This window comes from Paraflavitalea speifideaquila (genome assembly GCF_032395985.1).
Lineage (GTDB): Bacteria > Bacteroidota > Bacteroidia > Chitinophagales > Chitinophagaceae > Paraflavitalea > Paraflavitalea speifideaquila.
The window spans coordinates 397565-420435 of sequence record NZ_CP135920.1 but is presented as its reverse complement, the minus strand read 5'-3'; the positions used below and the strand labels follow the sequence as shown (position 1 = coordinate 420435).

At 46.2% G+C, this 22871-nt stretch carries 38 protein-coding genes and 2 pseudogenes; 19 read left to right on the top strand and 21 right to left on the bottom strand.

The genetic code is table 11. From position 1 onward, the window contains the following. Entirely contained in the window at positions 1-549 is a 549-nt protein-coding gene (locus tag RS881_RS02985; RefSeq protein ID WP_315819726.1) for an AMP-binding protein, read from the bottom strand. A 340-nt stretch (positions 550-889) separates the two neighbouring features. On the opposite strand from RS881_RS02985, the gene RS881_RS02980 reads away from it, so the two are divergent. The 11 genes from RS881_RS02980 to RS881_RS02930 all read left to right on the top strand — a co-directional run bounded on the left by RS881_RS02980 (position 890) and on the right by RS881_RS02930 (position 5646). Beyond that, positions 890-1477 carry an MFS transporter gene (locus RS881_RS02980; protein WP_315819725.1) on the top strand — a complete coding sequence of 196 codons (588 nt, stop codon included), beginning with the start codon at positions 890-892 and terminating at the stop codon, positions 1475-1477. Continuing rightward, positions 1389-1754, top strand: a complete 366-nt coding sequence (locus RS881_RS02975; protein ID WP_315825051.1) for a hypothetical protein — start codon at positions 1389-1391, stop codon at positions 1752-1754. Before RS881_RS02980 ends, RS881_RS02975 begins: the two co-directional genes overlap by 89 nt. Beyond that, positions 1700-2389, top strand: coding sequence for an MFS transporter (locus RS881_RS02970; protein WP_315819724.1), 690 nt, complete (start codon positions 1700-1702; stop codon positions 2387-2389). Before RS881_RS02975 ends, RS881_RS02970 begins: the two co-directional genes overlap by 55 nt. A gap of 10 nt (positions 2390-2399) precedes the next feature. Next, entirely contained in the window at positions 2400-2645 is a 246-nt protein-coding gene (locus RS881_RS02965; RefSeq protein WP_315819723.1) for a DUF6814 family protein, read from the top strand. A gap of 316 nt (positions 2646-2961) precedes the next feature. Continuing rightward, on the top strand, positions 2962-3318 hold the full coding sequence (locus RS881_RS02960) for a hypothetical protein (protein ID WP_315819722.1): 357 nt from the start codon (positions 2962-2964) through the stop codon (positions 3316-3318). Positions 3319-3437: 119 nt separating this feature from the next. Beyond that, positions 3438-3587, top strand: coding sequence for a hypothetical protein (locus RS881_RS02955; protein ID WP_315819721.1), 150 nt, complete (start codon positions 3438-3440; stop codon positions 3585-3587). Then, positions 3524-3958: a SulP family inorganic anion transporter gene (locus tag RS881_RS02950; RefSeq protein WP_315825008.1), complete on the top strand. Its 435-nt coding sequence runs from the start codon at positions 3524-3526 to the stop codon at positions 3956-3958. The genes RS881_RS02955 and RS881_RS02950 overlap by 64 nt, the downstream gene beginning before the upstream one ends. Beyond that, positions 3949-4206 (top strand): hypothetical protein, encoded by a 258-nt coding sequence (locus tag RS881_RS02945; RefSeq protein WP_315819720.1) that lies wholly within the window; start codon positions 3949-3951, stop codon positions 4204-4206. Before RS881_RS02950 ends, RS881_RS02945 begins: the two co-directional genes overlap by 10 nt. 41 nt (positions 4207-4247) lie before the next feature. After that, positions 4248-4625: a SulP family inorganic anion transporter gene (locus RS881_RS02940; protein WP_315819719.1), complete on the top strand. Its 378-nt coding sequence runs from the start codon at positions 4248-4250 to the stop codon at positions 4623-4625. Beyond that, the gene (locus tag RS881_RS02935; protein ID WP_315819718.1) at positions 4622-4924 is read left to right on the top strand and encodes a hypothetical protein; all 303 of its coding nucleotides are present in this window, start codon (positions 4622-4624) and stop codon (positions 4922-4924) included. The genes RS881_RS02940 and RS881_RS02935 overlap by 4 nt, the downstream gene beginning before the upstream one ends. Positions 4925-5022: 98 nt before the next feature. Then, positions 5023-5646 carry a carbonic anhydrase gene (locus RS881_RS02930; protein ID WP_315819717.1) on the top strand — a complete coding sequence of 208 codons (624 nt, stop codon included), beginning with the start codon at positions 5023-5025 and terminating at the stop codon, positions 5644-5646. A 217-nt stretch (positions 5647-5863) separates the two neighbouring features. On the opposite strand, the gene RS881_RS02925 is transcribed toward RS881_RS02930, so the two are convergent. Next, positions 5864-6658 carry a polysaccharide deacetylase family protein gene (locus RS881_RS02925; RefSeq protein ID WP_315819716.1) on the bottom strand — a complete coding sequence of 265 codons (795 nt, stop codon included), beginning with the start codon at positions 6656-6658 and terminating at the stop codon, positions 5864-5866. Positions 6659-6919: 261 nt separating this feature from the next. Here RS881_RS02925 and RS881_RS02920 point away from each other — a divergent pair, with 261 nt between their 5' ends. From RS881_RS02920 to RS881_RS02900, 5 genes are read left to right on the top strand one after another with little or no spacing between them, the layout of a single operon-like run. Continuing rightward, positions 6920-7228, top strand: a complete 309-nt coding sequence (locus RS881_RS02920) for a 2-oxoacid:acceptor oxidoreductase family protein (RefSeq protein WP_315819715.1) — start codon at positions 6920-6922, stop codon at positions 7226-7228. 1 nt (position 7229) lies between these two features. Next, positions 7230-7748 (top strand): 2-oxoacid:acceptor oxidoreductase family protein, encoded by a 519-nt coding sequence (locus RS881_RS02915; protein ID WP_315825007.1) that lies wholly within the window; start codon positions 7230-7232, stop codon positions 7746-7748. Continuing rightward, the gene (locus RS881_RS02910) at positions 7673-8179 is read left to right on the top strand and encodes a hypothetical protein (protein WP_315825006.1); all 507 of its coding nucleotides are present in this window, start codon (positions 7673-7675) and stop codon (positions 8177-8179) included. The genes RS881_RS02915 and RS881_RS02910 overlap by 76 nt, the downstream gene beginning before the upstream one ends. Continuing rightward, complete coding sequence (locus tag RS881_RS02905) at positions 8148-8624, top strand: hypothetical protein (RefSeq protein WP_315819714.1); 477 nt, start codon at positions 8148-8150, stop codon at positions 8622-8624. The genes RS881_RS02910 and RS881_RS02905 overlap by 32 nt, the downstream gene beginning before the upstream one ends. Further along, positions 8618-8773 (top strand): hypothetical protein, encoded by a 156-nt coding sequence (locus tag RS881_RS02900; protein WP_315819713.1) that lies wholly within the window; start codon positions 8618-8620, stop codon positions 8771-8773. The genes RS881_RS02905 and RS881_RS02900 overlap by 7 nt, the downstream gene beginning before the upstream one ends. A gap of 189 nt (positions 8774-8962) precedes the next feature. On the opposite strand, the gene RS881_RS02895 is transcribed toward RS881_RS02900, so the two are convergent. Both RS881_RS02895 and RS881_RS02890 read right to left on the bottom strand, forming a co-directional pair. Then, on the bottom strand, positions 8963-9493 hold the full coding sequence (locus RS881_RS02895; RefSeq protein WP_315819712.1) for a Pycsar system effector family protein: 531 nt from the start codon (positions 9491-9493) through the stop codon (positions 8963-8965). 11 nt (positions 9494-9504) lie between these two features. After that, a complete protein-coding gene (locus RS881_RS02890) occupies positions 9505-10155 on the bottom strand; it encodes an HD domain-containing protein (RefSeq protein WP_315819711.1) in 651 nt (216 codons plus the stop codon). A gap of 127 nt (positions 10156-10282) precedes the next feature. Here RS881_RS02890 and RS881_RS02885 point away from each other — a divergent pair, with 127 nt between their 5' ends. The 3 genes from RS881_RS02885 to relB all read left to right on the top strand — a co-directional run bounded on the left by RS881_RS02885 (position 10283) and on the right by relB (position 11462). Next, positions 10283-10744, top strand: a complete 462-nt coding sequence (locus RS881_RS02885; RefSeq protein ID WP_315819710.1) for a YjiK family protein — start codon at positions 10283-10285, stop codon at positions 10742-10744. A gap of 17 nt (positions 10745-10761) precedes the next feature. Further along, positions 10762-11094, top strand: a complete 333-nt coding sequence (locus RS881_RS02880) for a YjiK family protein (protein ID WP_315819709.1) — start codon at positions 10762-10764, stop codon at positions 11092-11094. Positions 11095-11213: 119 nt separating this feature from the next. Then, on the top strand, positions 11214-11462 hold the full coding sequence (relB, locus tag RS881_RS02875) for a type II toxin-antitoxin system RelB family anti-toxin (protein ID WP_315819708.1): 249 nt from the start codon (positions 11214-11216) through the stop codon (positions 11460-11462). Positions 11463-11527: 65 nt separating this feature from the next. Here the strand turns inward: relB and RS881_RS02870 are convergent, their stop codons facing one another. The 17 genes and pseudogenes from RS881_RS02870 to RS881_RS02795 all read right to left on the bottom strand — a co-directional run bounded on the left by RS881_RS02870 (position 11528) and on the right by RS881_RS02795 (position 22427). Further along, positions 11528-12016: a hypothetical protein gene (locus RS881_RS02870; RefSeq protein WP_315819707.1), complete on the bottom strand. Its 489-nt coding sequence runs from the start codon at positions 12014-12016 to the stop codon at positions 11528-11530. Positions 12017-12087: 71 nt separating this feature from the next. Next, complete coding sequence (locus RS881_RS02865) at positions 12088-12885, bottom strand: hypothetical protein (RefSeq protein ID WP_315819706.1); 798 nt, start codon at positions 12883-12885, stop codon at positions 12088-12090. Next, positions 12801-13460 (bottom strand): hypothetical protein, encoded by a 660-nt coding sequence (locus RS881_RS02860; RefSeq protein ID WP_315819705.1) that lies wholly within the window; start codon positions 13458-13460, stop codon positions 12801-12803. Before RS881_RS02860 ends, RS881_RS02865 begins: the two co-directional genes overlap by 85 nt. Beyond that, positions 13457-13807 (bottom strand): hypothetical protein, encoded by a 351-nt coding sequence (locus RS881_RS02855; RefSeq protein WP_315819704.1) that lies wholly within the window; start codon positions 13805-13807, stop codon positions 13457-13459. Before RS881_RS02855 ends, RS881_RS02860 begins: the two co-directional genes overlap by 4 nt. A gap of 455 nt (positions 13808-14262) precedes the next feature. Beyond that, positions 14263-14580, bottom strand: coding sequence for an endonuclease III domain-containing protein (locus tag RS881_RS02850; RefSeq protein ID WP_315825005.1), 318 nt, complete (start codon positions 14578-14580; stop codon positions 14263-14265). A 14-nt stretch (positions 14581-14594) separates the two neighbouring features. Then, positions 14595-14768, bottom strand: a complete 174-nt coding sequence (locus tag RS881_RS02845) for an endonuclease III domain-containing protein (RefSeq protein WP_315819703.1) — start codon at positions 14766-14768, stop codon at positions 14595-14597. Then, positions 14765-14914 carry a hypothetical protein gene (locus tag RS881_RS02840; RefSeq protein WP_315819702.1) on the bottom strand — a complete coding sequence of 50 codons (150 nt, stop codon included), beginning with the start codon at positions 14912-14914 and terminating at the stop codon, positions 14765-14767. The genes RS881_RS02845 and RS881_RS02840 overlap by 4 nt, the downstream gene beginning before the upstream one ends. A 623-nt stretch (positions 14915-15537) precedes the next feature. Then, positions 15538-15648, bottom strand: coding sequence for a hypothetical protein (locus RS881_RS02835; protein WP_315819701.1), 111 nt, complete (start codon positions 15646-15648; stop codon positions 15538-15540). Beyond that, positions 15636-15770 (bottom strand): hypothetical protein, encoded by a 135-nt coding sequence (locus RS881_RS02830; RefSeq protein WP_315819700.1) that lies wholly within the window; start codon positions 15768-15770, stop codon positions 15636-15638. The genes RS881_RS02835 and RS881_RS02830 overlap by 13 nt, the downstream gene beginning before the upstream one ends. Positions 15771-15936: 166 nt before the next feature. Further along, a pseudogene (gene eno, locus RS881_RS61490) lies at positions 15937-16766 on the bottom strand (phosphopyruvate hydratase). Positions 16767-16813: 47 nt separating this feature from the next. Next, a pseudogene (locus RS881_RS61485) lies at positions 16814-17223 on the bottom strand (hypothetical protein). Positions 17224-17348: 125 nt separating this feature from the next. After that, entirely contained in the window at positions 17349-17753 is a 405-nt protein-coding gene (locus tag RS881_RS02820) for a DUF4259 domain-containing protein (RefSeq protein WP_315819699.1), read from the bottom strand. Beyond that, positions 17734-18306: an ATP-binding cassette domain-containing protein gene (locus RS881_RS02815; protein ID WP_315825004.1), complete on the bottom strand. Its 573-nt coding sequence runs from the start codon at positions 18304-18306 to the stop codon at positions 17734-17736. The genes RS881_RS02820 and RS881_RS02815 overlap by 20 nt, the downstream gene beginning before the upstream one ends. A gap of 67 nt (positions 18307-18373) precedes the next feature. Then, the gene (locus RS881_RS02810; RefSeq protein WP_315819698.1) at positions 18374-18670 is read right to left on the bottom strand and encodes an ATP-binding cassette domain-containing protein; all 297 of its coding nucleotides are present in this window, start codon (positions 18668-18670) and stop codon (positions 18374-18376) included. A gap of 165 nt (positions 18671-18835) precedes the next feature. Next, on the bottom strand, positions 18836-19423 hold the full coding sequence (locus tag RS881_RS02805; protein WP_315819697.1) for a carbonic anhydrase: 588 nt from the start codon (positions 19421-19423) through the stop codon (positions 18836-18838). A gap of 177 nt (positions 19424-19600) precedes the next feature. Then, positions 19601-21331 carry a serine hydrolase domain-containing protein gene (locus tag RS881_RS02800; RefSeq protein WP_315819696.1) on the bottom strand — a complete coding sequence of 577 codons (1731 nt, stop codon included), beginning with the start codon at positions 21329-21331 and terminating at the stop codon, positions 19601-19603. Next, complete coding sequence (locus tag RS881_RS02795; protein WP_315819695.1) at positions 21282-22427, bottom strand: glycoside hydrolase family 3 protein; 1146 nt, start codon at positions 22425-22427, stop codon at positions 21282-21284. The genes RS881_RS02800 and RS881_RS02795 overlap by 50 nt, the downstream gene beginning before the upstream one ends. Between the last annotated feature and the right edge of the window lie 444 nt (positions 22428-22871).

The following is a 22871-nucleotide window of genomic DNA, read 5'->3' as shown; positions in this document are numbered from 1 at the left end:
TTACCCTTTTACAAACGGGCATTGTACCAACGCATCATCTATCACACTCTTTAAAGGAATTTCTTTACTACCCCGGTAAGCGCCATCGCAAGTGATCACATATTCGGCTTTGGCATCCTGCAAGCGGTCCGCAATACTTTGTGCACTGAAACCACCAAACACCACGGAGTGAATAGCGCCAATCCTTGCACAGGCCAGTACCGCAATGGCCAGTTCGGGCACCATACCCATATAGATACATACACGGTCGCCCTTACGCACACCATTATTCTTCAGCACATTGGCAAACTGTACCACTTTATTATACAATTCACGGTAGGTAAGTACCCGGTGGTACTCTTCCGGATCATTGGGCTCCCAGATGATGGCAGGTTTATTGCCCAGCTTTTCCAGGTGACGGTCAATACAGTTCTCCGTAATATTCAATTTACCACCACTGAACCATTTGATAGTAGGCTGCTTAAAATCCCACTCCAATACTTTATCCCAGGGCTTGCGCCACTGAAATTGAGAAGCTACATCACTCCAGAATTCTTCGGGATGATCCACACTCTTTTATAAGCTGCCTGGTATTGCTCTGCTGACCTGATCTGGTAGGGATAAGACATAGACTGATCGTTTTCCTTGTTTTTGGGCCTTAAAAATACAACAGTTTGAATTTGAAAATGAGCTAATGTGAAAATTTGAAAATTATTTACGGCAGCGTTGCCACTTATTGCCCTAAAGGGGATGCCTATAGGGAAAAATTGATGATTGTATAACAAACTCCGGCAGATTGATAGACTGTTCCGTGAACGATTGCATACATTGTTATTCAAATTACCAACTTTTCAAATTATCTTCCCTGCATGAATCAAACGACTGCTGCTCCCCAAGCATTATCCGTCAGGTGATCATCGCATCCTCTGTGGGCACCATGATCGAATGGTATGATTTCTACATCTTCGGCATGCTCGCCAAAACCATCAGTACCCAGTTCTTTCCCGAAGGCAATTCCACTGCCGCACTATTGAGTACCCTGGCCATCTTTGCCGCAGGGTTTATTGTACGTCCTTTTGGTGCCCTCGTATTTGGCCGCCTCGGCGATATGATCGGCCGCAAGTATACATTCCTGCTCACCCTTATATTAATGGGAGGCTCCACCTTTCTCATTGGTTTGGTGCCCAACTATAAAAGCATTGGCTTGGCTGCTCCCCTGCTGGTATTGACCTTAAGGTTGGTACAGGGCCTGGCCCTGGGTGGTGAATATGGCGGCGCCGCTACCTATGTAGCCGAATATTCACCAGCCAATAGGCGGGGCTACTTCACCAGCTGGATACAAACCACCGCTACCCTGGGCCTCTTTGTAGCCCTTGGCGTGATCATGCTGGTAAAGATGAACATGACCGATGAACAGTTCAACGCCCCTGGGGTGGCTGGCGCTATCCCTTCTGGGTATCCATTCTCCTGGTCATCGTTTCAATCTATATCAGGATGAAAATGGAGGAGTCGCCCATATTCAGCAAACTGAAAAAGAAGGCAAGACCTCCAGCAATCCATTAAAAGAAAGCTTCCGCAACAAAGCCAATTTTAAAATGGTACTGCTGGCCTTGTTTGGCGCCGTGATGGGCCAGGGCGTAGTATGGTACACCGGCCAGTTCTATGCCCAAAGCTTTTTGAAACCAAATGCGGCCTTGAGTTTGAACAAAGCCGTACCATCATGCTGTGGGCCATTGCTTTTGCCACACCTTTCTTCCTGTTCTTTGGCTGGCTAAGTGACAAGATAGGCCGCAAATGGATCATGCTTACCGGCATGCTGCTGGGCGTATTGCTGTATCGTCCTATCTTCTCTACCTTCCTGCAGGATACGGACTCTAAGGAATGGATTAAAACTGAAAATAAGATCATACAGGAGGACAGGAAAACATCGGTGCACGCATCAGGTTCCATTGTTCAGCGCACTGCCCACTATGAAACACCCAATGGATCAAAATATTCCCAGGTATTTAGTGATACCCTTAGAGATAACAACGCAGGCGCAGTACGTATATTCATCGACAATCCCAATCCCATACTCATCAATAAACAAGTCAATACCTCCACCTACATCTGGTTCACTTTCCTGGTGTGGATCATGATCGTACTGGTCACCATGGTATATGGCCCCATTGCCGCCTTCCTGGTAGAAATGTTCCCCACCAAGATCCGCTATACCTCCATGAGCTTGCCTTACCATATTGGCAATGGCGTATTTGGTGGACTGGTTCCTTTTATTGGACTATTATTGACTACTACCTATCCCGGCGATCCCCTGGTAGGACTTTGGTATCCCATAGGGGTGGCTGCCCTTTGTTTCGTGATCGGGGCCATTTACCTGAATAATAAAATTGACAAAGACGTAACTGATTAAAGCCAATTGTATGAATAGCTTAAAGAAAATATTAGGACTCGTATGGCTGCTAATAGGCCCGGTAGTGATCTATTTCCTGGTCCAGGGCGCCATTACCCATATTGACCCCGCTGGCAAAAAAGACATCAACAATCCGGTGATCTGGGTCATCATCATCACCATTTTTACCCCTATTGCCCTTGGCCTCATGATCTTTGGCTATTATGCCTGGAAGGGCGAATATGAGCACCTGCCCGAAGATTCGACTGAACTGTAAACAAGAGGTCACACCTTGTTGGCTTTCGTCACAAATGAATCCATTTACCTCTTGCTCCAAATAATTATGCAATTGGTAAATGTTTATAAAACAACACAATATATTGCCAGTTGACCGTTTTAATGGCAGCAACAACCAGAAATCGTTCATCCGCAATAGAACTGTCTGGCCAGCGTCATCAAATTGTTAAAAAAACCAAACGACCTAACAATTCCCCCATTCGCGGGTTATATTTGCATTGTCAGTAAATTGATTATGAAGCAGGCAAGTAAAAATACCAGGTAGTCACTCCCCGGAAGGTCTTTCCGCCGTGGGCATGATGCTCCTATTGCTCCTGCTTACCAGCATGAACTTCTTTATTTATGCTGCACCCGGTTCCTCCATCAAAACATCCTGGTCTGCCACCAATGAAGAAGAATCACCGGAAACGAACAATCCCTGTTCACCTGCCGGCCCGGATGAAAAAGCACCCAACAAACCAGTCTCTGTAAACGAAGAATATATTCATGAAGGACCTGCATTAGCACATCCTTTCTGGATTGATCCTTTATTTGCCCATAAGATCCACGAAACAGAGAAATTACAGATAGTTCACTTTGAACTCTTAACGCCCCTCCCAAAGCGTAGTCTTTCTCTGTTTATACTAACCTTTCAAGCAAATCTTAATTGTTAACCCCTTTCCTGTTACAGGATAGGTATTGGTTGCCGATGCAATGGTAATCACCGCGTTTTCAGCGGCAGTTACTATTACGCTGATATACATTCGTAACTCATTCTCTCTAAATTATTGTTATGGTGCAAAAGCCTAAAAGCTATTTACGTTCTCTCGGGGCCGATCTGCCCTCATCAGTGGTTGTATTCCTGGTGGCCCTGCCCCTCTGTTTAGGCATTGCCATCGGATCAGGTGCTCCCCCTTTGCCGGCCTTATTGGTGGTATTGTAGGCGGTATTGTTATTGGAGCGCTGAGTGGTTCACATTTGAGTGTGAGCGGACCGGCTGCCGGTCTGACGACCATCGTATTGACAGCCATTACCAAATTACAGGTATATGAAGCTTTCCTGTTAGCCGTTGTACTGGCCGGTATCATCCAGGTGATCCTGGGTTATGTCAGGGCCGGTATCCTTGGCGACTATATCCCTGGAGCCGCTATTAAGGGTATGTTGGCGGCCATTGGTGTGATCCTCATCCTGAAACAAATACCTCATCTGCTAGGTGATGAAGCCGATTTCAGGGCGATGAAAACTTTGCACAGCCCGATGGCAAGAATACGTTTACCCAGGTGTTTTATGCCTTTAAGAACATCATGCCGGTAGCATTGGCTATTGGTGTGCTTTCACTGGTCATCATTATCATTTGGGAAAAGATTTCCACCAAATCAAAAGTATTACGCCTTATACCTTCCGCCATGATCGTGGTGGTATTAAGTGTACTCATCAATGAATGGCTCAAGGCCAACAAACCTGATCTGGCACTGGGTACATCCCATCTGGTGTCTATCCCGATGGCCAGTACTCCCAAGGAGTTTTTCTCCTTCTTTACCCATCCGGACCTCAGTTTCTGAGCAATTTTACCGTATGGACCAGCGCTTTCACTATTGCCATTGTGGCCAGCCTGGAAACCCTGCTGAACATTGAGGCATCGGACGAACTGGACACTTACAAACGGGTAACGCCTACCAACCGGGAGTTGAAAGCACAGGGTGTGGGTAATATCGTATCCGGCCTCATCGGTGGTTTACCACTTACCTCAGTGGTGGTACGTACTTCGGCCAACGTAAATGCCGGCGCCAAAACCAAAGTATCAGCCATCAGCCATGGTGTATTGTTGCTGGCCTGTGTGGCCCTCATACCAGGATTGCTGAACCTGATCCCCTTCTCTTCCCTGGCCGCCGTACTGATCTATACGGGGTATAAACTCACCAAACCTGCATTGTACCTCAAGTACTACAAAAAGGCCTGGACCAGTTCCTGCCCTTTGTGATCACCGTGGTAGCCATCCTGTTTACCGACCTGCTGGTGGGTATCCTCATTGGCTGTTGCGTAGGGTTGATCTTCGTACTGCGCAGCAATTTCAAATCGGCTGTATTTGTAGTGAACGATGAAAACAAATACCTCTTCCGCCTGCGGAAAGATGTATCCTTCCTCAATAAACCCATCATCAAAAGAAAGTTGGAAGAAGTACCCGAAAACTCTTATGTACTGATCGATGCAGCAAGGGCCGACTTTATCGACAAGGATGTAATTGAAGTAATAGAGGATTTCAAAAACATGCACCCCTGAAAAACATTACGGTGGAGCTGAAGAAAAGCGTGTATAAGGAACAGGGATTTAACAATCCCAGTCCGAAAGAACTTGTTTTATCCAAAAACTAATTTATTATGAACTCATTTGAAAAGTTACTCCTCGAAAATAAGGCATGGGCTTATGAAACCCAGTTGGAAGATCCCGGATTCTTTGATCGCCTGTCAAAAGGCCAGACACCAGAATTCCTGTGGATCGGTTGTAGCGATAGCCGCGTACCAGCCAATATGATCACCAATACCCAGCCAGGTGAAATTTTCGTACACCGGAACATCGCCAACCTGGTAGTAGAAAATGATATTAACCTGCTGAGTGTATTGGAGTATGCCGTTATACATCTGAAGGTAAAACATGTGATCGTTTGCGGCCACTATGGCTGCGGCGGCGTGAAAGCCGCCCTGGGCAATGAAAGCCTGGGACTGCTGGATCAATGGCTGGTCAATATCAAAAACACCTACCAGGACAACCGTTCGGTGATTGACAGCGTGACCGATCCGGAAGCCAAGGTAAACCTCTTGTCCGAGTTCAGCGTTCGCCAACAGGTGATCAACCTGTCGAAGACCGATACCATCCGCCGGGCATGGGAAAAAGGCGCCCGCCCGCATATCCACGGATGGGTATATGGTTTGAAAGATGGCCTTTTAAAGCCAGTGTATGACATTGCTCCGCAGGTAAAAGAACCGGCTTACGCTATATTGTGATGGTAGTCTGTGTACCCCTTGCAAAGACCCGGCAGGCATTCGCCTGACCGGGTTTTTCTTTACAAACAATTCACCATACCATCGAATCGAAAGGCTCGAAGCAAAAGATTGCCGACTGCCGATTGACGACTGCCGGTCCTATCGAAGCAAAAGACTCACTCCTTCTTCACCCCAGGATACTTACTCGTCACCAATAATTCATATTCATCCCGGGCTTTCAACTTTTAATGAGCTGGTGCAGTTCGGACGAATCATTGGGATCATCATATACCTGGTCATGGGCCAACAATACAAGGTGTTCAGGTATCTTGGTCTTATTACCAGCAAACAGGCTATCAATCTGCAGCAGCAGTTCATCCGATTTATTCTTCAGCGAAAAGCTTTTATGATCATAATGCCATTCCAGGTCCCAGCCTATGATCGTAAACCCGGCCTGCTGCAGGGAATCCGCTGCCGCCGCACTTTTTCTAAGGTCAGTATAACGCAGGGTATCTACCCGCCAGATATTGCGACCCGGCGTACGGGTAATGGTATTGATAAGGTCTAGGCTGTCCTGGCAGCGCTTAAAATCTTTAACTACAGAATCGGGTTGGTCATAGAACTTGTTGTAATGGTTCTTCCATGCATGGGTATGACTGTGGTTACACAGCTCAATGGAACTGTCGATCCTCAGGCTATCCCAGGTAGCGCGTTGGGAGGTACTGGCAAACACGTGTTCGCCAATGAGAAAGAAAGTAACGGGTACCTGTTCCTGTTGTACAATACCCAGCACTTTGCGGGTACCTCTGTTGGGGCCATCATCGAAGGTGAGGTAGATCTTCTTCCTTTTCTTCTTCGGAGCCGGTGGAGTTGGTTTCTCCACCACCTTTACCGTGGATTGGTGGTTAAGTAAAATGTTGTTGGTTTCGCTTCGGCGGGTTGATTTGGCACAGGCCATCAGCACCAGCAAAAGCAGGAGCGGGCGGTAGGACGAAAAGGCAGTGGGACCGCCTTCGTCATTGTTGGTTTCCATACTTGTTGAGGGGAAATTTTATGACTATTAAGTTATAACAGGGAAGGGCCCAAATGCAAATTGTTTTGGTTAAAGATTGTTTAAATGCGTGAGATGTGAAAAGTCAAACGCGAAAGAGAAATCGGAAAGCGGAAGTCGTGAAAAGTCAGAAGTGAAACCTGAAACAAAGCCGTCTCACGTTCCTGATCCGAATAGCAATCCCCACCTTTTCCCGATCATGATTGATGAATTATCTTAAATTTACAGTTACAACATTTTCCTATGAGTCGAAAAGAAGAAGTACTACAGGATGTGGTGATCAAGTTTGCCGGCGACTCCGGCGATGGCATGCAATTGACCGGCAGCCAATTCACCAACAATACTGCCTTACTGGGTATTGACCTGGCCACTTTTCCCGATTTCCCTGCCGAGATCCGGGCGCCGCAAGGCACACTGCCAGGCGTAAGTGGTTACCAGCTTCGCTTTTCGAGCGACCGCATCTTTACGCCTGGCGATGAATGTGATGTACTGGTAGCCATGAATGCCGCCGCCCTCAAGGCCAACCTCAAGTCATTGAAAAAAAGGCGGTAAGATCATTGCCAATACCGATGGGTTCGATGCCAAGAACTTACGACTGGCCAATTATCCCGATGGCATCAATCCTTTAACCGATAACAGCCTGGGCAATTATGAGCTTATTCAGATGGATGTAACGAAAATGACCCGGGAGGCTTTGAAAGATATCACCATGGGCACCAAGGAAAAGGACCGTGCCAAAAACATGTTCGTACTGGGCTTTTTATACTGGATGTATAACCGCGAGATGGAAAACACCATCCAGTTCTTTAAAGATAAATTTGGTAAGAAACCCGATATCCTGGAAAGCAATATCAGGGCCTTACAGGCCGGTTATAATTTCGGAGATACCACAGAAACCTTTACCACCACCTTCCGGGTGGAGAAAGCCAAAATGGACGCCGGTGAGTACCGTTCTATCATGGGCAACCAGGCACTCTCCTATGGACTGATCGCAGCATCGCAAAAAGCGGACTGCCCATCTTCCTGGGCTCCTATCCCATTACCCCTGCTTCGGATATCCTACATGAGCTAAGCCGCCACAAAGCTTTTGGGGTGAAAACCTTCCAGGCCGAGGATGAAATTGCAGGCATTACAGCAGCCATTGGGGCCGCTTATGGCGGCTCATTGGGTGTTACTACCACCTCGGGGCCCGGCATGGCTTTAAAGGCCGAAGCAATGGGCCTGGCGGTAATGCTGGAGATCCCCTTACTGATCTGCAATATTCAACGCGGAGGCCCCTCCACTGGCTTACCTACCAAAACCGAACAAAGCGACCTGCTACAGTCGTACTATGGCCGTAATGGCGAATGCCCCATGCCCATCGTATCCGCTTCCACACCCAGTGATTGCTTTGCCGCCGTTTATGAAGCCGTACGCATAGCTGTACAACACATGACACCGGTTATCTTCCTAAGTGATGGCTACATTGCCAATGGCGCCGAACCCTGGCGCTTCCCTAAGTGATGACCTGGCGCCGATTGAAGTGAAGTTCAAAACTGACCTGGGGCATGGCGAAAATCAATTCCAACCCTACCTGCGTGACGAAAAACTGGTAAGGCCCTGGGCCATTCCCGGCACACCAGGACTGGAACACCGTATTGGCGGACTCGAAAAGCAGAACATTACCGGTAATGTGAGTTATGATCCGGACAATCACCAGCTAATGGTGAAGATCAGGCAGGAAAAAGTAGATAAGATCGCTGACTATATCCCGGAGCAAAAGTTAGACAGTGGCCCGGAAAAAGGTAAGCTGCTCGTATTGGGCTGGGGCAGTACCTATGGCGCCATTAAAAGCGCAGTAGCCGAATTACAAACCGAAGGATATGCAGTAAGCCATGCCCATCTGAGGCACCTGAGGCCCTTCCCAAAAACCTTGGAGACATACTTAGGAATTTTGACCAGGTGCTGATCCCAGAGATCAATAATGGCCAGTTGATTAAAATTATCCGCGACCAGTACTTTGTAGACGCCAAGGGGTATAACAAGATCATGGGTATTCCCATTACCAAAACCGAACTGGTGATGAAGCTGCGGGAAATACTGGGATTGGCCAATTAAAAGAAGCTCATTCAATGTCATTGAATGAAGGATACAACCTTGTAACCTCACATCTGTCAGTCTATGCCTGTCGAAATCGGCTTCGATAAAATCAGCCTGACATTCCTTTTATGCTGTGGCCCGCTTAATTGGCCGTTACATTCTTTTCGGAGAAAAAGAACACCACCGCAAAAGCCAGGATGGCCAGTATCAATCCAAACATGAAGATATTATAGCTAATACGCAGGAATTTGTATTTACGCGCCAATACCACCCCAGGAAATAAATATCCTTGATCATGCTGCTGTTGAGGTATTCATTGTCCTTCATCATTTCCTTCATGGCCCAATCGTATTCATGGAGCGACATATTGTAAAAGTTGCCAAAGAACAAAAGGTTTACCTTCTTATTCTTAATGTCCTCTTCTGTAAAAGTACCCTTGGTGATATTGGGGCGGGTAGCCAGGATGGCATATACCACGGCGCCCAGGCAAACCGCCAATAAAATAATGGTAGGCACAATAAACTCAGGATAAAACTGGAGCTTGCCCAGTAATACAGATACCATGATCGACATCACAATGGTATTTACCGAGATCATGATATTGGCCTTGCTATCGGCCATCTGGCTTAGGTTAACGTGATTTTCCGACATGATGCGGAACATGGTAGCAATACCCCTTTCAGTACGATTGGCTTTTAGTTTATCTTTCCCTGCTTTGGCTTCCGCATGGTGAGGCACTTCGCCTCCTTTTACAGACACCGCCTTGAGAAGGGCAGGTTGTTCTTCTTGCTGTTGTGATTCTCCATCCCCATCCTTGGCCAATAGTTCCTGCAAATGCCTGTCTTTAACAGGCTGCAGGTTCTTACGCGCATAGTCGGTGAAATACCGGTGCTGCTGAAGAAAAAGAATGTTCTTTTGACGCCATTCTTTTTGCCCAGTTTTTTGTCGTACAGAATATTCAACTCTTTCCGCAATAACTTGTTCTTTTCATCAAACTGGTCCGTACCCAGGTGAAAAAGGTCGGCATCACATAGTATCTGTTCCAACAGGTTGGTAGGACACTGAGGCCATTGGGTGGCCATAATGGCATCGCCCACCTCTTCTATAATTGTCCCGTTTACCTGGTGTTGTTGCAGGAAATCAACAGCCACTTCTTTACTCCTTTTCTCATGCCAGCGGGCAATACCACTGGAATAACCGGTATCATGGAACCAGGCAGCCAGTAATACCGCCAACTTTTCATTCTCGGGCAGTTGGTAATTATTGGCCAGCAGGGTAGCAGCTTTCACCACATCCTTCGTATGATCAATATTGTGGAACAGAAAATCCGGCTTTACGCGGGTAGCGTAAAAATGAGTCACAAAACGCTCGGTTTCCTGCAGTAAGGCTTGACTGTCCATCGACATACCTGGGTTACTTTAGCCGTCTAAATTAAGCAATAAAAGATTGTATATTTAGAAGAATTAATCGGCAACTTTGCACTTTAATGCCCTTGTCTTTATGAAAGTTACAAACTGCATTTTTCTGTTGTATATATTACTGGCCTCCTCCTCTACAGCATGTAGCCGGCAAGGAAAATCATTCGTGCCTGCCATACCGGGCTATCATACCGCCACTAAACAAGTGATTGTACTGGATAAGGAATTACTGGAAATATCGGGTATGAGCTACCTGCCCGATACGCGGATTGCCGCCATTAATGACGAGGATGGTAAAGTATTCCTGGTCAATAGTACCACAGGGGATTACACCGTAACCAAGTTTGGCCGGAAAAGGGACTATGAAGATGTGGTGATGGTAGGTAACTATTATTATGTATTGGAAAGTAATGGCAATATTCACCGGGTGCCGGTAGCCGTATCCAATACGGAAGACGAATATGAGTTTCCCCGCGACAAAAAGATCGAGTTTGAAACCCTCTACTATGACCCCCATCTCAAGAAACTGGTATTGATGTCGAAAGAACAGCGGGAAACCAAAAAGGAGTAATTACTTATACTTTCGACATGGACAGCCTGCAGTTTTCAGATACTATATTATATGAGATCCGCCGCAAGGAGATCCATGCACACCTCAAAGACAATAATGCCGAGTTCAAACCTTCGGCTGCCGCGATCCATCCCCTATTAAACCGCCTTTTTATTGTAGCATCCATAGGCAAAGCCATATTGCAATGCACACTGGATGGAAAAATTGAAGCCGCCTGGCGATTAAATCCCGACCAGTTTCCCCAACCCGAAGGTATTACTTTTGCGCCCAATGGCGATATGTTCATCTCTAATGAAGGCGTTGATGGCAAAGGGACTATTCTGAAATTTCCATATACCCCGGGAAAATAGCGCCCCTGGCGGGTTGTACATGCCCACAAGGGTCCTTACCTGTTCAACAGCCGAGAAAAATATTACCATTACGTCAAAATTGACGCAACTTATTTTCACATAAATAAGACCTTCACCTCGTGAATATCCGTAACGAAGCATACAATAAAGCATTTGGCGCCAACCTGAAAAGATTGAGAACCGCCAAGAAACTCTCCCGCGAGGCGCTGGCCGCCCAGGCAGGTATTGAACCCAAACAAGTTTACAGAATTGAGGTAGGAGAAAGCAGCCCTACTATTGCTACAGTGGTAACCATTGCCAATGCAATGGGCATGCATCCGAAGAAAATGTTTGAATTTGATTTCGACTTCAAAAGCGGAGGACTGTAATTAATACCGCAGGTAAAGGTATATACATCCCGGTCATACAGGTATGGCCGGGATGTACTGGTATTTTAATTGCTAATACGGGCAGATTTCTTTTCTTCTTTCTTAGGCTCCTGGGGTGTTTCCTCTTCGAGGTTAATAGCTACCCGCAGGCCTTTCAATCCACTAACTCCTTGCAGTTCTTCCAGGTCAAACTTCTCGATCTCACCTTTCAGCAATCCCTGATTTTGCAAAAACTCAATGTACTCCAGGTATTCCTGTGCTTCCTGTGGCTGTGAATACACAATGGCAATGGTACCGGGTTGGGTAAGCCTTTCATTGGAATCTTTCACATGCACCTTGTCAATCCGTTTCTTGATGATCTCGTAGCGGATATTGTAGGCGCCATCCACATCAAACTTACGTTCGGCAGTACGGAAACTGATGGAAATTGGGTGACTATGGGCCAATATAAGCTGACTGGTTTGCAAACGCAGGGGCAGCTCCTTTTCCAACCGGTGGGTAAGGCGGGCAGCCTTGGCCAATGTACTCAGTTGCCAGATCTTCAGGTTTTTCAAATAAAAGAAATCAAATTTCTTATCCGGGCTGATGGACTGACCAATGTAAATATTGAAATCGACCCCATCCGTTACAAAACGCTCAAAGTAATGGGGAATATTTTCTGTGCCGCTTCCTGTTCCCGGTCTATGAACCTGGCCACCGCATTATTAATGGTAGTAATGCTGTCCTCATATTGCTTGCGGTGGTGATACACCATTTCAACCGGCGAATTAATCGCTTCAAAATACCGGTTGATATCCTTGTTGAGGGCCGGCAATATGGATTGCAGGTGCTTGAAGAGGTTGATCAGCTCCACCCGCAGAAAATGCAGGATGGCGATCTCCTCATCGGCAAACAATATATTGGAAACAGAATGAGCAAACTTCTGCAACTTAAAAGAAGTTTCATCCAACAGCGGAAAAGGATGTTCTTTCTTCGCCAACTGAACAATCTCCTTAGCCAGGTTCAATTGTTCCAGCAGGTCGAGCTGGATGGCATTGTTACGCTCTACCGATGAATTGCGGATATCAATGGCACCATACATCGGGTATACATTCTGAAAAACAATCGGCTCAATCTTTACCTGTTCCCCCTTGCTCTTACGGGTTAAGTAACGCAGGGCTTCTTCCGTAAAGCGCCATTCTACGGCATCCTGTACTGCTGTAAACTGATCTTTGATGACCCGGTCCACCTGGTGGTCCAGGTTTTCCTGGCTCTTTTCCATCGCCAGTTTAAACAGGGGGATGGCAGGCTCTATTTTAGCAATATGGGATGTATTGAAAGTACCGGCTGTTTCACTTACTATAAGTAGCACACCCAGCATATCATGGTTATCGGCCAATAGCGGGCAGATGATGGCACTCTTATATCCCAGCTCGGCCAGCATGGTGATGAAGGGTAACGGATCACCGCCTCATCATTGATCTGCGAAATGAGCAAAGGCTTTCCACTGTGCTTAAAGGCTTTTACCACCGCCTGGTACATATACTGCAACTGTTCGGGTGTAGGTTCTTTCTGTTCTGCACCACTGATACTGCTGTACACTTCAGACAATACCAGGTGATTATTGACCCGGAAGAAAGGTTTAACAGCCGTAAACACACCAGGTAAACCGATGAGGTTTTGTACCTGTGCCTGCAATTCATTGAACACATTGGAATCGGAAAAGGTATGCAGGTCCAGCAGGCGGTTGCGAATAATATTCAAAACCTCTCGTTCGGTTACATCACGCAGGCGAAGGATGATCATGCCTTCAAACTCAAACAGGTCCAGGGGCAACAATTCTTTCAATGTTTCCAGCGGCATAAGATCAGTCACATCATGACAATGGGCATTGCAATCAATGTCCAGCCTGGGCAATTCACCCTTGGCCCTTACTTCAATAAAACGGGCGTCTAATTCCAGTTCGGTATAGATCGTGAGGCCCGAATCGGGGCATTTCACTTCATACACGCTGGTCATAACACCATTATTAATATTGGCATTAAAAACCGGTTCAGGATCATCTGGTAAGCGCCGGTAATCTTTTCTATATGGATCCTGTCGTCGGTATCACAATCCGGTGCTTTGATCTTGCTTCCACTGTTGTCCAAAAATTCTTCCTGCATTTTGCGGGAAGCATAGAACATCTGGAACTGGAAAGGTACCCCAGCCCCATAGTAATCTGATTTATCTGAAAGCGTTACGGGGAATACGGTAGACATCAGTTGCTCGATGAGCAGTTTATGCTTTTCCACCAATTCCATATCGCGGATGGGTTCCAGTAATTCCGGCTGTTGATATACTTTATCCAGCAGTTCTTTATACAACTGGCCAACCCCTCTCTTCCTTCCTGGACGGTCTTTTCCAGGGCCCTGATCAATGGCCTGAAGGACAGGGCTGAATTAATGGTACTATGTGTAGAAGTTTTGTCCATGTAAATAACATTTTTGTTTTTCTGCGCTATAATCAGGTAGACGGTTGATCGGGTTGGATATTGTAAAAGTAGCTATTTTAATAGGGTTGGCTATCCCCGTTATTGGGGTGAATTTAACGGTAAATTAATAACACGTAGAGAGAAACAAAAGTTGCACCAGTATTTCAATTCTTGGTATCATGCGTGATAGCAAGTTCGGCCGGCAGTCCTTTTTAACTTACATTATACAGATAATCAATGAAATAAAGGCATCGAGGCATTAAGGCAACAAGGCAACGGGGAAAAGCAGTTTTGGCGGATTATAGTCAGGTTGGCGGCAATGGGTGCCGCAGGCGGTCATCAGGGTGATCATTTGGCAGCTTTTGCCTTATTCTTTTGAAAATATTTGCAGGCTTCCGTCAGTCCGCATTGATCACATTTGGGATTACGTGCAATGCAGGTATAACGGCCATGGAGTATGAGCCAATGGTGGGCAATGTAAACCAGGTCTTTGGGAATAAACTGCAATAACTGCTTTTCCGTAGCCAGGGGAGTAGTAGCCCCCAGGGTAAGACCAATGCGGGCGGATACCCTGAATACGTGGGTATCAACCGCCATATTTGGCTGCTGGTCTACTACCGAGGTAATTACATTGGCTGTTTTTCGTCCTACGCCAGGCAATTGCACCAACGCTTCAATGGTCAGGGAATCTGGCCATTGAATTTATCCATCAGCATATTGGCCATGCCGATGAGGTGTTTTGTTTTGTTATTCGGATATGATATGCTCCTGATCAGCGGGAAGAGTTCGTCAAAACTGGCTTTAGACAAGCTGGCCGCATCCGGGTATTTTTCAAAAATAGCCGGCGTGGTCATATTGACCCTTTATCGGTACATTGTGCTGAAAGGATAACTGCTACCAGTAATTGGTAGGGGTTGTCATACAATAATTCCGTCTCCGCATTGGGAGCATGTTGCTGAAAATAGCTGATAACAAAACTGAAGCGTTCTTTCCTGGTCATTCTTTATTGGAATGACGGCGAAATTACGGGAAGAGAATCAGGCAATCAATTAAAAAGCTGTAACGCCTGTTTACTCAACAGATTCTGTAGCCGATTCACGGGCATAGTTCAGAATGTTAAGTATAACCTGTGGCCTGGGAGATTCAACTACCCGGTCAAGGCTTTTTACAGATGCTTTCAGTACTTCTAATTTTTCGCGAAGCGTCCAGTCTTCCTGTAAGGCAGTCTCGATTGCTGCGGTTTTCTCTGGGGAGGTTTCTTGATACAAATACTGTATGAGCTCCTCTGGTGTAAAGAGAATAGTCATAGGCAAAACCATTTATGTCCTTATAAAATGTCCGAAAGAGTCAATTTCGGAGTCCGTCCGTGTAATAAACGTTGGTTGGGTTTGTCTTATTGTATAGGATAAGGAAATTGGGGAGGAGTTGCGAAATCCGGGTTCAAGGTAGAGAAAATAATTTAAAAATAACAGTAGGAAATATACTAACCAGGAGCAGCTGGCATACCGGCCAGGAACAACCCGGGCACTGACCAATACAGTTGATCCCTGTTCCTAACGGTTGGCACCGCCACCATTCAAATCAGTGTTATTCAGCACATTAAAAATAGGAAAGAAAAATATACTACTGCTTGGCTTCGGGCAGGATGAACAGGTCTTCATTATCCTTTTTCATCCAATACTTTTCGCGGGCATATTTCTCCAGGGTGCCAGGATCGGACTTTAATTGTTCCAATTCTTTTTGGTGTTTTCGATCTGCCCCAGGAAATAATCACGACTTTCTTCCAGTTTGTGGAGTTCGTGCTTGTGCTTAAAGTGAGTAGTAACAATATCCTGGTCATCAAAAAACAGATCCATACACCGAACACGAGGGAGGTGAGCAGGTACTTATTTTTTAACCAGGCGGGTATGTGTTGTAATAACTTCATTGAAGTGGGAGGTCTGATGCCTGAAGTCTGAAGTCAGGTGCAGGAGCCAACGCTCAGACCTCAAACTTCAGACTTCCTGCTTCAGGCTTCAGTTCTTATTTACCAAATTTAATCCTTCCTTTAGGATAAACCGCATTACCAGCCAGTAATTCTTCAATACGGAGCAGCTGGTTGTACTTGGCCATCCGGTCGCTACGACTGGCAGAACCAGTCTTGATCTGTCCGCAATTCAGGGCCACGGCCAGGTCGGCGATGGTTGTATCTTCTGTTTCACCACTGCGATGGCTCATGATGGTATTGTAACCACTGTTCTGGGCCAGTTGAACCGCATTGATCGTTTCTGTTACCGTACCGATCTGGTTTACTTTGATCAGGATACTGTTGGCAATACCCTTTTCAATACCTTCCTGTAAGCGTTTTACATTGGTAACAAACAGGTCGTCTCCTACGAGCTGGCATTTGCTGCCGATAGCGGTAGTGAGGTTTTTCCAACCCTGCCAGTCATCTTCAGCCATACCGTCTTCAATCGAAACGATGGGGTATTTCTTAGCCCAATCAGCCCAGAAAGCCACCATTTCATCGCTACTGATGGATTTGCCAGAGCTTTTGTGGAATTTATAACTGTTGGTCTTTTCGTCAAACATTTCTGTAGTAGCAGCATCCATAGCAATGCCAATTTGCTCACCGGCTTTGTAACCAGCCAATGTGATGGCTTCCAGTACAGTTTCAATCGCTTCTTCATTGCTCTTGATATCGGGAGCAAAACCACCTTCATCGCCAACGTTGGTACTGTATCCTTTTTCTTCAACACTGTTTTCAGGTTGTGGAAAATTTCAACACCCCAGCGGAGACCTTCGCTGAAAGAAGGAGCGCCAATGGGAACCACCATAAATTCCTGGAAGTCGATCTTGTTATCAGCATGCATACCACCGTTAAGGATGTTCATGAGGGGCATGGGCAGTACAGTAGCATTTACACCGCCAAGGTAGCGGAAAAGAGGCAGGTTGCTTTCTGGGCTGCGGCATGGGCAACAGCCATGGAAACGGCCAGGGTAGCGTTAGCGCCCAATTTGGCTTTATTTTCTGTACCGTCAATCCTGATCAGTTCACTATCAATAAACGCCTGTCCTACTACTTCTGCACCGATCAGTTGTTCAGCGATAATATCATTTACGTTTTTACGGCTTGCAGAACGCCTTTACCTACATATACCTTTTTATCGCCATCGCGCAGTTCTACGGCTTCGTGTTTACCGGTAGAAGCGCCACTGGGCACAGCAGCCCGGCCAATGATGCCATTGTCAGTAACTACATCTACTTCAACTGTAGGGTTACCACGACTATCTAATATTTGTCTTGCATGAATGTCGGCAATGTAACTCATGATTCGTTGTGTGTTTTGCTGGTAATTTTAATAATTGGCTGGCAAACGCTCGTTAGCAGAACGCAGGGATGCTGCGTACCGGATGGCAAAGAAACGAAGTTTATATTAATTAATTGGCATCTCGCTTAGCTGACCCGATTTTCGAGGTCGCTCAGTACTGCCAGCCACTCGGTGGGTTCGCCACCCTCTTCCTGCCAGGCATCGCGCAGGCCGGAATTGTTCTTCACTCTTTCAATGATCTTACTTAACTGAGCTTTTTCGACTGCCAGCAGGGTGGCAGGATTTGCTTTTCCGAGCCAATCCTCTGCCGACTCTGGAAAATCTTCTGATTGTTTTCCCTTGGCAGCGGCAATGAACTCAATAGCGGCCAGTACCGAAGCACTGTCGTCATCTTCCAGGTAATCCTCTTCCGGAAGGTTGGCTACACGTTGAATCGTATCTTCTATAACATCTATTCCATTGTCTTCTACTTCATTTACAAAATCCAGTGCGGCGTCATTTTCAAAATTTCTATGTCCCCAGGTTCCCATCTTTATTTTTATTATTGGTTAATGTTCTAAACACTTCTTCCAGGCTTTGACTGCCTGCCTGCAAGGAAGTAATATGGAGGTTTTGCTGCAGTGCCAGCTCCATTAATTGCCGTTGGGCTTCCTGCGCATGCGTACAGGTAAGTTCCCATTCAGTAGCACTCATCTTATGAATGGCCTTTACACTACTTAACTTCTCAAACCAGGCAGCATCCAAGGTTTCCTGGAAACTTACCTTCAATACTTCATTTTTTTCTGTCTGGTGCAAAAGCTGGGTAACTGAATCGTCGGCTACCAGTTTTCCCCGGCTAATGATCACTACCCGGTCGCAGATCGCTTCTACTTCCTGTAATATATGAGAAGAGAAGAGTACCGTTTTCTGTTGCCCCAGTTTCCTGATCACCTCGCGTATCTCAATGATCTGATTGGGATCGAGGCCGGTTGTAGGCTCATCGAGGATCAGCACTTCCGGATCATGGATCAGGGCGGCGGCCAATCCCACTCTTTGTTTATATCCTTTGGACAACTGGCCTACCTTTTTTTTTTTACTTTCCAGGCTAAGGCCAACTGTTTCTATGACTGTTTCAATCTTATTTTTTTATCCCCTACTCCATGTACATCCGCTACAAAATCCAGGTATTCCCGCACATACATGTCAAAATACAGGGGTTGGCCTCGGGCAGGTAGCCAATTTTCTTTTTACTTTCCAGCGGTTGCTTTTGTACATCAATACCGCATACAATAGTGGTGCCGGTATCGGGCTGCAAATAACCGGTAATGATCTTCATCGTGGTAGATTTTCCGGCACCATTGGGCCCCAGGAAACCTACTATCTCTCCCTTACCTACTTTAAAGGAAATATTATCGACAGCCTTTTGCTCACCATAGGTCTTGGTAAGCTGGGTTACTTCAATTGACATGGGGACAAACCTACAAAAACCAATCTGAAGATTTTAATATTTCAGAAGGGAAGATTAAGCAATAAATGAACAGTTATTCGCAGGGATTATTTTCTTTACAGATTGATAACAATACACATCAGAGATCATCATATCTATATACGGAATCAATCAATGTTCCTGCTTCTATATCCAGGAGGGGTTTAATGAGCCCATTGTGCAGGCCATATACCCATCCGTGTAGGTGGGGCCTGTTTTCCTGTTTCCAGGCGCGTTGTACAATGGAGGTTTTGGCCAGGTTTTTAACTGTTCCACCACATTGAGCTCTACCAACCTGTCTACCCGCTGGTCTTCGCCCTGGATATTGTCCAGTTCATCCCGATGCAAGCGGTATACATCTTTGATATTGCGCAACCACATGTTCAGCACCAGTTTATAATCGTGGTTGGTGGTGGCGGCCTTAATACCCCCGCATCCATAATGACCACATACAATGATATCCTTTACTTTTAAATGATTCACGGCATAGTCCAGTACCGCCAGCAGGTTCACATCCGTATTCACCACCAGGTTGGCCACATTGCGGTGTACAAACAGCTCGCCCGGCAGGGTACCGGTAATCTGGTTGGCCGGCACCCGGCTATCGCTGCAACCGATCCACAAAAATTCAGGCTGTTGTATCTTTTCCAACCGGCTGAAAAACGCCGGATCGTCCTGGATCTTTTCTGCTGCCCAGGCCTTATTCTCCAAAAGCAATCGGTCTGCTAGCTTCATATAGATCAATTTAGATTATGTAAGATAATAAAAAACCAGGCATTGCTGCCTGGTTCTTTGATATGATGCTTAATAGTATAAATTAATTAATGCAACAGCGATTGATAAATGGCCTCATGTACTTTGGGACGTACACTCATACGCAGGAATTTATTGGGGTCGGGGCTATTGACCCGGTTAGATAAAAACATAGGTCAGGTTATACTGCGGGTCCACCCAAATACAGGTGCCCGTGAAGCCCGTGTGGCCGTAAGTAAGGGGCGAGGCGGACAAAGTGGGATAGGGTTCTTTGCGCGTAGCATTGTCTTTCTCCGGTTTGTCAAACCCCAATCCACGCCGGCTGATATCACTATGGTAAGCAGTAAAATAATCAACCGTAGCCTTACTGAAAAAGTTTTGGCCGCTCAATACCCCGCCATTGAGCATTACCTGTAACAAGATAGCCAGATCATAGGCATTGCTGAATAATCCTGCATGACCTGCCACACCACCAAACATAGCAGCGCCCGGATCATGCACATCACCCCAGATCAGTTGCTGGCGAAAACCGGCTTCCTTTTCAGTGGGAGCAATATAATTGAGCGGAAAACGGTCGCGGGGCTTAAAACCAGTGGAAGTCATATCCAGTTTATCGTAAAAAGTTTTCCTGGTATACACTTCCAATGGCATACCGGTGATCCCTTCCACTACCTTGCCCAGGAAAATAAAATCATTATCACTATAAATATATTTATTACCAGGCTCCAGGTTACTGGCCAGGATACGGCTATAAATGGTGTCCACCCAATCATTGCGCATAAAGAGGTGGTCGGCTACGCGGACTGCATGGGTAGAATCAGGCTTGGGGGTGTAGAAACTATAGTTGGGACTATTGGCATCAGTAGCATTTACGGTTTCCTTATAAAAAGGTATGAATGATTTGAGGCCGGCCTGGTGCAGAATGATGTCCCATAATTTAAGTCCTTCTTTATTGGAGCCCTTTACCCAGGGCAGGTAATCGCCCAGCGTCTTTTGCAGGTCCAGCTTGCCTTCATCATACAACTTCATCACGGATACAGTAGTGGCCATGATCTTGGTAACAGAGGCCAGGTCATAAATCGTTTCGGGGTATACTGGTTCAGTGCTATCATAGGTCAGGTAGCCATAAGATCTTTCAAAAACGATCTTGCCATCTTTGGCTACCAGAACGACGGCGCCGGGAATGGCTTGTTGACGGATAGCATCCTCTACGATGGAGTCGATGCTATTATTCAGTTGGGCCTGCTTAAACCCCAGGGTACCGGCTGGCGCTATGGGCATCAGGCGTTTGGCTACAATACCATCACCATATTTAAACGATTCGCATACAGTAACAGGCAGTTTTCCTTTGGCCAGGAGGCGGCCGGAGATCATATCGGCAGCCACTGTTTGCGTAATGTCATCATCCTCATAACAAGCAAGCAATACCTTGGCATCACAGAAATTTTTGATGAGGTAGGGATTGCCAAAGGCCAGGGTGATCGTTTTATGTTGTTGTTGCAACCCTTTCACAAGCGAGAGCGCCGCATTGCTGATCCCGAAATTATTGGCCGGGTAGCGGGCATAATTATGCATACCAACAATCACTACATCATAGCGGCTCTTAAACAGTTCCAACATAGGGGCCACCTTGCTGGAATCGAGCCTGTAATCAAAGTAAAATACCTGGGCATCGTAATCCTTACGTACCTGCCCGGCAAATACATTGTCTTTGGTAAGACCAAAACCAACATAGGCCACGCGTTTTCCTTCGGTAAGGGGATAAATGGCGTAATCGTCATTGCGCAACAGGGTCAATGCCTTTTCAGCAATAAGCCGACGCATTTCTGTTGATTTGCTGTTAAGGTCTTCTGTTAAGTGTTGGGTATTGATCGGTTGCCAGTTGGCCAATCCGTATTGGTATTTGGCGTGGAGTACTTTTTTTTACCCGCGCATCAATCGTGCTCCAGCTCAATTTGCGCTTTTGATGGCTTTGAGTATCTTTTTCCATACTGCCGGGAATATCGCCAGGCAGGCAAAGCATATCATTGCCCGCAATCAGGGCTTCGAGTGATATTTCACCATCGGGGTAATATTTGGCAACACCCTTCATTTCCAGGGCATCGGTAAAGGTGAGACCGTCATATTTCAGTTCCTTGCGCAATAAGTTGGTCACATTATTTTTAGAAATGGAGGTGGCCCTGTTGGCCGTATTGTCGATAGCAGGAACACTCAGGTGGGCGATCATCACACTACCTACACCTGCTTTAAACAATTCGCGGAAGGGGTACAACTCCAGCGAGTCCAGCTGTTCTTTTGTTTTGTTGATCACCGGCAGGTCATAATGGGAGTCTACATCTACATCGCCATGACCGGGAAAATGTTTCGCACAAGCCATGGTGCCTGCATCCTGCATACCTTTCATGTATTGAACGCCATATTCAGCCACCCGGTATTTATCTTCCCCGAAAGAGCGGTCATTGATCACCGGGTTATTGGGATTGTTGTTGATATCCACTACAGGCGCATAGTTTACCTGAATGCCAATACGTTTGCATTGGTCGCCCACTACCCGTCCGTATTGATAGATCAGGGCCGGGTCTTGTACGGCGCCCATCATCATTTGGCGGGGCAATCCTACAACACTATCCATGCGCATGCCTACGCCGTTTTCGCCATCAATACATACAAGCAGTGGTGTTTGGGCAATGTTTTGAAAATGGTTGATGAGGTTGGCTTGCTTTACAGGGCCGCCCTGGAACAAGCAGATAGAGCCAATATTGTATTTCCGGATAGCCTCTTCGATCTCCTTGTCGTAAAACGTGATGGTACGGTTGGCGCCGATAGACGACAAGCGCAACACCATCAATTGGGCAATCTTCTGTTCTTTGGTCAGGGTTTTGAAAACACTGTCCACCCATTGATTGGCGGGCAGGAAGGAAGAACGTTGTGCCTGAACCGTGGCAATACTGCATAAAACAATCGCAAACGATAGTATTCTCTTCATGATGATGAACTTAAAAAGCGAATTTAGCCGCTGAAATTAAGAAGAAACACCCACAAAAGGGATGAACGGGGCTTCAACGGGTACCAATTTTAATATCTATGCCAAGTTGTAAGTGAAGGCTTTATAAACTTTATACTCCTGCTTCTTCCACATGCAGATTACCGCAATCAGACCTCTTTTTGGCAAGCTCATTCCCTTTTATAGAAAAAGCCTCCTGCGGTGGGAAGGATTGGAAAGGTCATGTTGTTATAACACGTTGATTACAGGCTATTCACAAATTGGCACGGGGCTTGATATACTATTCCGGTTTTTCATAGGATATTGATTTTAAAACGGGGTTGAATTTCTATTCAGACCCTTTTTTCTTTTTAGGCCCTTCCCCGCACTACTGTATATCACCGGTACCTGCTGCTTTGTTCCCCGGATGCCTGCCCAACATTTAAT